This is a genomic window from Enterobacter sp. Li2LvB3, assembly GCF_056156645.1.
This window is the reverse complement of the sequence record NZ_JBSICG010000017.1, coordinates 106,119-117,432: the sequence shown is the minus strand read 5'-3', so window position 1 is coordinate 117,432 and position 11,314 is coordinate 106,119. Positions and strand designations below refer to the sequence as shown.

Annotated in this window: 5 protein-coding genes; 1 reads left to right on the top strand and 4 read right to left on the bottom strand. The window is 54.1% G+C overall.

The genetic code is table 11. The features are described from left to right. Positions 1 to 108: 108 nt before the first annotated feature. Positions 109 to 1,362, bottom strand: coding sequence for an N-acetylmuramoyl-L-alanine amidase AmiC (amiC, locus tag ACS603_RS15310; RefSeq protein ID WP_014071587.1), 1,254 nt, complete (start codon positions 1,360 to 1,362; stop codon positions 109 to 111). Between the two features lie 226 nt (positions 1,363 to 1,588). On the opposite strand from amiC, the gene argA reads away from it, so the two are divergent. Beyond that, entirely contained in the window at positions 1,589 to 2,920 is a 1,332-nt protein-coding gene (argA, locus tag ACS603_RS15305; RefSeq protein ID WP_182062281.1) for an amino-acid N-acetyltransferase, read from the top strand. 36 nt (positions 2,921 to 2,956) lie between these two features. Here argA and recD read toward each other — a convergent pair whose 3' ends face one another. Genes recD through ptrA form a run of 3 tightly spaced genes read right to left on the bottom strand, consistent with a single transcriptional unit; the run spans position 2,957 to position 11,195 of the window. Beyond that, positions 2,957 to 4,777 (bottom strand): exodeoxyribonuclease V subunit alpha, encoded by a 1,821-nt coding sequence (gene recD, locus ACS603_RS15300; protein WP_474944524.1) that lies wholly within the window; start codon positions 4,775 to 4,777, stop codon positions 2,957 to 2,959. Then, complete coding sequence (recB, locus tag ACS603_RS15295) at positions 4,774 to 8,316, bottom strand: exodeoxyribonuclease V subunit beta (protein WP_474944523.1); 3,543 nt, start codon at positions 8,314 to 8,316, stop codon at positions 4,774 to 4,776. Before recB ends, recD begins: the two co-directional genes overlap by 4 nt. After that, positions 8,313 to 11,195: a pitrilysin gene (gene ptrA, locus ACS603_RS15290; protein WP_315686659.1), complete on the bottom strand. Its 2,883-nt coding sequence runs from the start codon at positions 11,193 to 11,195 to the stop codon at positions 8,313 to 8,315. Before ptrA ends, recB begins: the two co-directional genes overlap by 4 nt. Positions 11,196 to 11,314: the final 119 nt, after the last annotated feature.

The window sequence follows — 11,314 nt, the reverse complement described above, 5'->3', positions numbered from 1 at the left end:
CAAATCCGGCCCCCGCAACCAACACTTCTAAAACAATAAACACCCTTATGGGTGTTTTTTTGTATCTGTAATAAGTGAATTTGCCGGGTAATGCCCCGGCATTAGTCACTACCCTCTTCTGGCGAGCGTTGCGCTGTCAGAGAAATAGGCTTTAATTCCCGACAATATCGATTCCGCCACTTCCTGCTGGAACTTCGCCGTTTTGAGCTTGCGCTCCTCTTCAACGTTACTGATGAACGCCGTTTCGACCAGAATAGACGGTATTTCAGGCGCCTTCAGCACCGCAAAACCGGCCTGCTCCACACTGTTTTTATGCAGTTTGTTGACGTTGCCAAGTTTGCCCAGTACCGCTTTACCAAATTTCAGGCTGTCGGTAATGGTCAGGGATTGCACCATGTCGAACATGGTGTGGTCGACATAGCGATCGCCGCTTTTACTCACACCGCCAATCAGGTCAGAGGCGTTCTGAGTGTCGGCAAGGTATCGCGCTGCGGTACTGGTTGCCCCTTTTGTCGACAGCGCAAATACCGAAGAACCGCTCGGCTGACGGCTGGTAAAGGCATCAGCGTGGATAGACACGAACAGGTCCGCGCGCTGTTTTTGCGCTTTTGCCACACGGACTTTCAGCGGAATAAAGATATCTTCATTACGCGTCATGTAAGCACGCATGTTGCCTTCTTTGTCGATCAGCGCTTTCAGACGTCGCGCAATTTGCAGCACCACATCCTTTTCACGAGTGCGATACTTCCCGACCGCACCGGAGTCCTCTCCACCGTGCCCCGGATCAAGCATGATCACGATCGGGCGATCGCGCCCGGCTTTACCGGGTTGCGGCCCGCTTTGCGCAGGGGGAACCTGACGCTGAAGATCGCCTTTGTTGTAATCTTCCAGCAGTGCCAACAGCGGATCCTGGATATCCGTGGCATTCGACGGATAGAGATCCATCACCAGGCGCTCTTTAAATGCGGCAACCGGTGCCAGAGCAAAGAGCTGCGGTTTAACGTTCTGCTTAAGCTCAAACACCATACGCACGGTTTGCGGATCAAACTGCCCCACTCGAGCAGATTTGATAAAGGGATCGTCGCCACGGATCTGCGCACTCATCCCTTTCAGGACGGAGTTCAGGTTAACACCTTCGAGATCCACCACGACACGTTCAGGGTTGCTTAGCGCAAACTGCTTATACTTCAGCACCTGATTAGATTCGACAGTCACACGTGTATAGGTTGACGACGGCCAGACACGCACCGCCACCACCTGACTGACAGCAGCAAACGCAACCTGACTGACGCTAAGCAACCACATCGCCCCGGCCCCTTGTAACAAGCGGCGGCGGCTTATTGTTGATTTGGATCCCGACATGCTTCTCCCGAGCAAGAAATCAAATTGATAAATAAACGCCCAAATTGACCGAAAACTTTAACGAATGACGCATAAACTGTCATCTATAAAAGGGTAAACAATCATACGTTAACGCACGCATTACTTATAAATTTCTATGCTTCGCGGAAAATTTAGGCTTGCGCGCGCGGCCACAATCGAATAAAAATACACAAATTGCGAATAAACATTCATTAAGGGTTGTGTCATGGTGAAGGAACGTAGAACCGAACTGGTCCAGGGATTCCGCCATTCTGTTCCCTATATCAATGCCCATCGGGGAAAAACGTTTGTCATCATGCTTGGCGGTGAAGCCATCGAGCATGAAAACTTTTCCAGTATTGTCAATGATATTGGCTTATTGCACAGCCTCGGCATTCGTCTGGTTGTGGTCTATGGTGCGCGTCCGCAAATCGATGCCAATCTGGCCGCACATCATCATGAGCCGATTTACCACAAACACACCCGCGTAACAGATGCGAAAACCCTCGAACTGGTAAAACAGGCCGCCGGGCTTTTGCAGCTGGATATCACGGCGCGTTTATCCATGAGCCTGAACAACACCCCATTGCAGGGGGCGCATATTAACGTGGTCAGCGGCAATTTTATCATCGCGCAGCCGCTCGGCGTGGACGATGGCGTGGATTATTGCCACAGCGGTCGTATTCGTCGTATCGATGAAGAAGCCATTCACCGCCAACTGGACAGCGGCGCAATCGTGCTGATGGGGCCAGTCGCGGTCTCCGTGACCGGTGAAAGTTTTAACCTCACCTCAGAAGAAATAGCCACCCAGTTGGCTATCAAGCTAAAAGCGGAAAAAATGATTGGCTTTTGCTCCTCACAGGGTGTTGTTAACGATGAAGGCGTAATTGTACCGGAATTATTCCCGAACGAAGCGCAGGCCCGGGTCGAAGAGCTGGAAGCGAAAAGCGATTACCATTCCGGCACGGTGCGTTTTCTGCGTGGGGCGGTAAAAGCCTGCCGCAGCGGCGTGCGCCGTAGCCACCTCATCAGTTACCAGGAAGATGGCGCGCTGTTGCAGGAGCTGTTCTCCCGTGACGGTATCGGTACACAGATTGTGATGGAGAGCGCCGAGCAAATTCGTCGCGCTACCATCAATGATATTGGCGGTATTCTGGAGTTGATCCGCCCGCTGGAGCAGCAAGGTATTCTGGTGCGTCGCTCTCGCGAGCAGCTGGAAATGGAGATCGACAAATTTACCATTATTCAGCGCGACAACCTGACCATCGCCTGCGCCGCACTCTATCCCTTCCCGGAAGAGAAGATCGGTGAAATGGCCTGCGTTGCCGTTCACCCTGACTACCGCAGCTCATCACGCGGTGAAATGCTGCTGGAGCGCATTGCGGTGCAGGCGCGCCAGATTGGCCTGAGTAAATTGTTTGTTCTCACCACCCGCAGTATCCACTGGTTCCAGGAGCGTGGTTTTACGCCTGTGGATATTGATTCCCTGCCGGAAAGTAAAAAAGAGATGTACAACTATCAGCGCCGTTCAAAAGTGCTGATGGCCGATCTGGGATAGAACGTGCAGCCCTCACCCTAACGTGAGGGCCAACCTTTAGCTTGCCTCAAATATCGCGCTTAACCCGCTACGACGCTCCGTACGGGTGGCAATCGCCTGCACCAGTACACGCTCATCGGTATACAGCGACAGGCGCTTACGTGCGCGGGTGATAGCGGTATAAATCAGTTCACGGGTTACCACCGGCGAAAGCTGCGAAGGCAGGATCAGCGCGGCATGGTTGAACTCAGAGCCTTGCGATTTATGCACCGTCATCGCCCAGGCCGTTTCATGTTCGGGTAAACGGCTTGGCTGTACCGACTTCACGCTGCCATCGGGCATCAGGAACCACACACGCAGGCCCTGACCACGGTCGAGCGCAATGCCAATATCACCGTTAAACAGACCCAGCGCGCTATCGTTACGGGAGATCATCACCGGACGCCCTTCATACCAGCGCGAATGCTGTAAACGGGTAATTCTGCGCTTCTGAGCCAGCACCTGTTCCAGCCTCTCGTTCAGGCCTGCTACGCCGAACGGCCCTTCCCTCAGGGCGCACAGAAGCTGATATTCGCCAAAGGCGGCGATCACCTGCTCAGGGGGACGTTGCTGCTGTACGCTCGCAAGGAAAAGCTGATACCCCTGCAAAGCCTCATCAAGCATGGCCTGGTACTCTTCGCCATTTTGCAGCGATTTCTTCTCGATATCGTCAAACTCGCCGCTAAAGACCGAGCGTGTTGCATTGCGATCGCCACGGTTTACCGCCGCCGCAAGCTGGCCAATACCCGAATGGCTACCAAAGCGGTAGCTTTTTTGCAGCAGGCAAAGGCTGTCGCGTAATGCGCCTGCGAGCGGGTTGTCGTTGCCTGCCAGCACGCATCCGGTCAGACGCGCCAGCTCCTGCGCTCGCGCCGTGGTGTAGCCCAGGCTTGCATAAGTGCAAATATCCCCCAGTACCGCACCGGCCTCCACGGAGGCAAGCTGGTCACGATCGCCCAGAAAAATGACGCGCGCATGGGAAGGTAATGCCTCAATCAGGCGCGACATCATTGTGAGGTCAATCATGGACGCTTCGTCCACCACAAGAACATCAAGATGCAGCGGGTTGCCGGCATGATAACGCAGACGCTGGCTACCAGGCTGCGCGCCGAGCAAACGGTGCAGCGTGCTGGCCTCATTAGGGAAAAGCGCTAACTGTTCTTGCGTGAGCGGCAGTTTTTGCAGAGCACCACCTAACGATTCCGTCAGACGTGCCGCCGCTTTTCCGGTAGGTGCCGCCAGGCGAATACGGCATTTTTGTTCGCCAGACAGCTGGATGAGCGCCGCGAGCAATTTTGCCACCGTGGTTGTTTTGCCCGTACCTGGCCCACCAGAAATAACCGAAATCCGACGCGTCAGCGCCACGGCAGCGGCAACTTTTTGCCAGTCAATGGGCTCCTGCGAGGTAAACAGGCCATCCAGCGTTTGGCGGAGCAGTACCTCATCGCAAGGGAGAGGAGCGTTGGCCTCGCTAAAATAACGGGCGACGGTCAGCTCATAGCGCCACAGACGATTGAGGTATAAACGCCCGCCTGTAAGGATTAGCGGAGCGGGTGTTGAACCGTCACTGACGGCGGATGAATTGAGCAAAACGCGTTGCCAGTCCACAGCGTCACCCAGAAGAGCAAAACAGGATTGCAACGCGGGCGGGGTTTTGTCATCACAGACCAGTCGTGAAAGCGGCAGACACACATGCCCCTCGCCAGCATCCCGGCTCAGGATGGCTGCGGCAAGCATCACGGCAGGCTGTTCGCCTGCCACCATAATGGCGAATTGCACATCGAGTTGACGCAGCAGGCGCTGTTCTGTGGCCCCAAGCAATAATTCCTGCATTGTCATGCCACGTCCTCCGTGATTGCTGCAAACAGACTATCCATTTTTTCAACCAAAGCTGCATCCGGGCGGGTGCGATATACCCCCGACTGCGGATCGGCGGCATCAACCCCGCGCAGGAACAGGTAGATAACGCCGCCAAAATGTTCTTCGTAACTGTAGTCAGCAATGCGATGACGCAGATAGCGATGCAACGCCAGGGTATAAAGTTGATACTGCAAATCGTAGCGATGAGACTGCATTGCAGCGGCCATCGCCTGCTGCGTATAGGCTTCGCTGTTCTCACCCAGCCAGTTCGATTTGTAATCCAGCAGGTAATAGCGTCCTTCATGGCGGAAAATAAGGTCGATAAAGCCTTTCAGCATTCCCTGTACCTGACGGAAATCGAGCGGCGGACAGCCCGCAGATAACGGATCATGTGCGCGAATAATCGCATCCAGCTCTTTCGCGTTAAGCGGGCTGGCAATAGGAAGGTAAAACTCCATCTCCACCTGTTTGTCTTTGGCGGTGAGCTGGTTCAGGGAGATGCCGTTTTCCGTCAGCGGCGCTTGTAAGATTGCGCTCACCCAGGTTGTCAGCACCGGCTGCCAGGCGGCATCATAACCGCCCTTCTGCAACATCTCCTGCACCCATTCCGGGGAAACAGGTTGTGTGAAATCAAGCTCTTCAAACAAACTGTGTAAAAACGTGCCCGGCGATGCCCCGCGCGGGAACTGGTGCGGTGTAAGCATTGGCTCTACCTGCACATCGCCCACTCCTGCGGCATCCACATCCAGCTTAGGCATCAGATCCTGCGCGATGCTTTGGCCATGCTGCTGCAAACCGGAGTAACTCGTTACGCGCCAGTTATCCGCAACGGTTCTCGTTATTTTTCGGGCATCCAGATCGGGTTCACGTTGTTCCGGCATTTCCCAACGATTGTTATCTGGCAGGCCAGGAACACGCAACGCAATATTCTCGTCGCAAATGGACTCAAGGCACTGACGCAGCCCTGCCGCATCTTTTGGCTCGCCCCGCTGGATAAGCCGCCCCACCGCGCTCAGATGGAAATCAGACTCTCCCGCTTTCTCTCCACGTCGACGGAACAGCGGTGCAATACCCAGGCTGCAATGCCAGACTGAACGGGTCAGGGCTACATAAAGTAGTCGCAAATCTTCTGCCAGACGTTCGGCTTCCGCCAGCTCAACGCTCGCATCGGCCTTGCTGAGGTCCAGCACTGCCTCAAAAGAGTCCCGGTCGTGATAAAACGCTTGATCCTGTGCCCGGTAATTCGCAATGAAAGGCAGCCAGACCAGTGGATATTCCAGACCTTTCGATTTGTGGATGGTGACAATCTGCACCAGATGCTTATCGCTTTCGAGGCGCATTTGCTGGCTTGAGGAGTTACTGTTGGGATCGGCAATTTGCTGCGCCAGCCAGCGCACCAGGGCGTGTTCGCTCTCAAGCTGCGTGCCGGCCTCCTGCAATAACTCGCTGATATGCAAGATATCCGTCAGGCGACGTTCTCCGCCCGGCGTCGCCAGCATGTTCTCAGCAATATGACGCTGGGTTATCAGCTCACGCAGCATCGCCATAACACCGCGTTTTTGCCAGCGCTCACGATAGTGAACAAACTCTTCAACCACCGCATCCCAGGCAATTTCATCGTTGTTGAGCGCATCAATATCCCGGGCGTTCAGCCCCAACATTGAGCTTGCCAGCGCACTGCGAAGCGTACTTTCCCGCTCCGGTGACAACACCGCCTGCAACAGCCAGAGCAACTCCTGGGCCTCAAGGGTTTCAAATACGCTATCGCGATTCGACAGGTAGACCGAGGGGATATTCAGGATTGTCAGCGCGTCGCGGATCAGAGCCGCTTCCTGACGACTACGCACCAGCACCGTGATGTCGGAGGCCTTCACCGGGGAGGCGATTTCGCCTTTCCATAGCAGCGCCTCACCCCGCACGCCAGCACTGAGCCAGTCGCGAATTTGCGCCGCACAGTGCTGGGCCATCGCGTTCTGGTAGTCGCTTATCCCGAAGCCGTCTCCCTCCAGCAACCAAAAATTCATCGCTGGCTGAAATTCACCATTGAACTCAAAACGAAGGGCGGCGTTTTTAGGTGCAGATTTGACCGGTAAAAACGGGATTTCCCGGAACATGAAAGCGGCATCCATGCGCTCGAACAGCGCATTTACGCTCTCGACCATGCCGGGTGATGAACGCCAGTTGGTATCCAGCGTATAGTGCGCTTCTACCTCACTACGGGCTTTCATGTAGGTAAAAATATCCGCACCACGGAAGGCATAAATAGCCTGTTTCGGATCGCCAATCAGCAGCAGCGCCGTGTCCGGCTGCTGCCGCCAGATACGGCGGAAGATACGGTATTGTTGCGGATCGGTATCCTGAAATTCGTCGATCATCGCCACCGGGAAACGGGCACGAATGGCGGCGGCCAGGGCTTCACCGTTTTCGCTGCGCAGCGCGGCATCGAGCCGGCTCAGCATATCGTCAAATCCAAGTTCACCACGACGCTGCTTTTCACGAGCCACTGTTTCGCGGATCTCGGCCATTGCGCGGGTGATCATCAGATCATTAAGGGTCAATGGCTCGGCCAGCAAGGCTTCAATGGCAACAAACAGGGGATGTTCAGGGACAACGCCGTCAGCCTTCGTTCGTTCAATCAGGAATCGCTGCGAGAATTTTTCCAGCGCGTCCGGAAGCTGATAGCCCCGGGACTCTTCCTGCGCCCAGATGCTGATTTTTTCAATCCACTTTGCCTGGTTACCGCGGTTGAACTTGCGTCTGTCGATACCTGAATTTTCGACGATGGCCTCAATGTCACCGACCGACTCGTTCCATTTCTGCTTCAGGGCGGCAATTTGCGACACGATTTTTTCATGACGTGATGCCAGCGTTTCATCAGCCGGAGGGGGTGATTTAATCACCGGCGCTTCGCCCTGCAAATAACGGTCGATAGAGCGAAGAAGCTCTTCCGGCCCTTTCCATAACGCATGAACCGCTTCGGCAATATCGCGGGGCAATGGATAGCAATGACGACGCCAGAAATCCGCGCAGGCCTGATAGCGCAGCTCAGATTCGTCTTCGATAAGCTGCTGTTCAAACAACATGCCGGATTCAAACGCATTCAGGCTCAGCATTCGCTGGCAGAAGCCGTGAATGGTGAAGACGGCGGCTTCATCCATTTGCCGCTCTGCTAACAGCAGCCACTGGGCTGCTTGCTGCTTATCGACAATCTCGTCCAGAAGACGCGCGTAAAGGGGGTTATCCGTGCTCTGGCGCAAGCAGGCGATGCGCAGTTCGTGGATGTTTGAACGAATACGCCCGCGCAGCTCAGCGGTGGCGGCTTCGGTAAAGGTCACCACCAGCAGCTCTTCCACACTCAGAGGGCGTGAAAAAGCCGCGTGTCCTCCAAGCCCGAGCAGCAGGCGCAGATAAAGCGCGGCTATGGTAAAGGTTTTTCCCGTTCCCGCTGAGGCTTCAATCAATCGTTCACCCTGTAGAGGTAAACGTAAGGGATCAAGGGACTCAGCGGTATCGGTCATTCTTTCTTACTCCAGGGCATAGATTGCTGCAATGCGCTGACGCTCTTCCAGACTTTCCAGCCTTTCGGGTTTACGTATTCCGTTTTCCCGTTCTGGCTACCGGAAACCTGAGACAAGATGGCCATTCCCTGCGGTTTGACTACCGCCTGATGGAAGAAATCGGCAACCTTTTGAGGCGTCAGCTGTTTTATCTCTGCCACTACTTTATCACGCGAATCGAAACTCAGATTACCGCGATCAAAATCTTTGCTCAGTTGCGAGGCTTCTTCACCCAAAGTTTGCGGCGGCTGCATCACCTGCGCGATAACCGCCTGCTGGATCTGGGCAAATTCTTCAGGCTTCATCGCACGCAGTTTTTCTTCTGCCTGCGGGAAGAAGGCCTGATAGCGCTTCCAGAGATAGGCTGGCTGTTTATCACTGCTTTGCAGCAAGAAACCTAATCCCCACTGACGCCCGACGTTCATTGAGAACGCGAAGACCGCGTAGCCAAGCTGCTCTTCAGTGCGCAGTTGATTATAGAACCAGGGTTGAATAATCTGGCCCAACACCGCACTCTGCGCCGAACTGGCGAATTCGTCATAACCGGTTGGGACAAATACCGCAGCCAGAGCGGAATCAGTACTGGTCCCAGGCTTTTCAAAAATCACATTCTGTTTTTTCTCAACCAACACATCCTGGTTACGACACCAGACTTCACCTTTCGAACCCAGTTGAGTACGCACATTCTGCGCCAGCGTTTTGGCCTGTTCTTCACCCATATTCCCGACAATCAGGAATTCAGGACGGGTGTTAGTTTTCAGAGAATCACGGTAATCCAGCACATCTTTCAGCGAGACAGACGGCAGCAGAGCACGCCGATCTTCACGCTGGAAATACGGGATCTGCGACAGCATCTGCGCTGGCATAATCGCCTGGTCGTAGGCTTTGCCTTTCTCTGCGGAGTCCATCATCTGTGCATACCAGGATTTCGCCTGCTCGAGCTGTTCTTCCGTTGGCGTGTAGCTGAAATACCCTTCAAGCAAGGCCTGGAACAACTGAGGTAAACGCTGGGTATAGCCGTTGGCATTAACCATCAGCCCGTTATTGGCATTGGTGGAGAAGCTAATCCCCCCGACCGCGGCCTGGTTGCTGAGCTGATCAAGCGCGATACCTGCCAGATAGTCGTTAAGTGCAAACAGCACCTGGTTTTTAGCGCTATCCATCGCTTTTGGATTACGCAGCACCACGCTGACATCCGCTTTCGGCTCATTCGCAAAATAATGGCTCGGCGCATAGACCACACGCAGCGTTGGCTCATCAACGATAAGCTCCGGGTGCGGGTACGCTTTTGTGGTTTTAATCAGCGAGAAATCATCCGGGATGTAGGGGTTCAGCTCCGGTAATTTAAGCGCGATCTCTCCGGCTTTTTTCTGCCAGTCAGAGAAGGTCTGTTCACTGATTTTATCCACCTGATAAGGGGCTTCCACGAAATAAGCCGTTTTATTGTGTGGCTCGTTCGGACTGATATACCAGATACGGGCATTCTGTGGGGTCATCATGGCCAGACGGGCTTTTACCGCCGCAGCATCGTACTGGTCGGCAATATTGACCGCATCCAGCGTGTGTTCAACCGGCACGCGGATCATAGTGTCGGCGAGCCATTCCACGTAGTCCATATCACGCGTGATAGAAGGGTAGCGGAAATCGAGATCCAGCACGTGTGCCAGCTCATCGAAATAGCTTTTATCTATGCCTTTATCACGTAACAGGGAGAGGTAGCTGAAAATAGCGGCAACCACTTCATCACGGTTGGCAAGGCCTTTATCCGTCAGGGTTGCGGAAATTGCCAGCACACCGCTGTTACCGTTCACAACGGGATCGGAATCAGCGCGGATACCTTCCACCAGCCCCTGTTTTTGCAACCAGTCGGAAAGCGTTCCCGGGCTACGGTTGCCAATAAGGTAGGTGACAAGTTCATCCGTTTTGCTGCGGAACTGCGCCGTATTGTTATCGATACGGAATTCAACGCGTAACACTTTGCGAGGAAGCGCAGGCACGTAATGGATCACAATACCTTTCTGCGCGTCCGTGACTACCGGCACGTTAATCTGCGGTAACTCAATGTTCTTATTTGGCACCCGACCAAAAGTTTGCGCGGCTATACCTGCCAGCTCTGGTAACGGTTTATTGCTGTAGATAACCGCTTTCATCAGGTTGGCTGAGTAGTATTTATCACGAAACGCATGCAGGGCATCGAGCACCGGGCTGTTAGGTTTGTCGCTCAGAGTATCCAGGTTACCGCCCGAGAAGCGCGAACCCGGGTGTGCCGGGTTTATCGTTTCGGCGCTGACCTGCGCCATTCGCATCCCGTCTCGCGTACGCGCCAGAGTCAGTTCCGCATTGACGGCATTGCGTTCACGGTCGGCGTATTTTTTGTCCAGCAGCGGTGCCGCTATTGAATCCGCAAGGCGATCGACCGCCCCTTCCAGCGCATCGTTTTCAACTTCGAGATAAAACGCGGTACGGTAAGGTGCAGTGCTGGCGTTGTGGCTACCGCCATGCATTTTCAGAAATTCAGACAGGCTATCCGGCTGCGGGTATTTTTTAGACCCCATCAGCGTCATGTGCTCAAGGTAGTGAGCAAGCCCCGGGTGGGCTTCTGGATCTTCAAGTGATCCAACAGGCACAACCAGCGCAGAAAGAGATTTCACCGCCTGCGGATCGGAAACCAGCAGCACAGTCATCCCGTTATCAAGGTGAATAGCCTGATACTGGCGGGTATCTTTTTCGCTCTTACGGATAGTTTCCTGAACGGGTTGCCAACCGGAATCTGCCTGAGTGATGGGTGCCCAAAGGGCGACAAACAAAACAAACGCTTTGAACAAGGTGCTGCCTGGCATTAACGGACCTCTTTATCACGGCTACATCATTAACAAACTACGTGCTGGACACGCCAACATCTCTTTCTCTGATACATCAGTCCGTGACAGGAATTGCATAATAAATGAACAGTCAAATA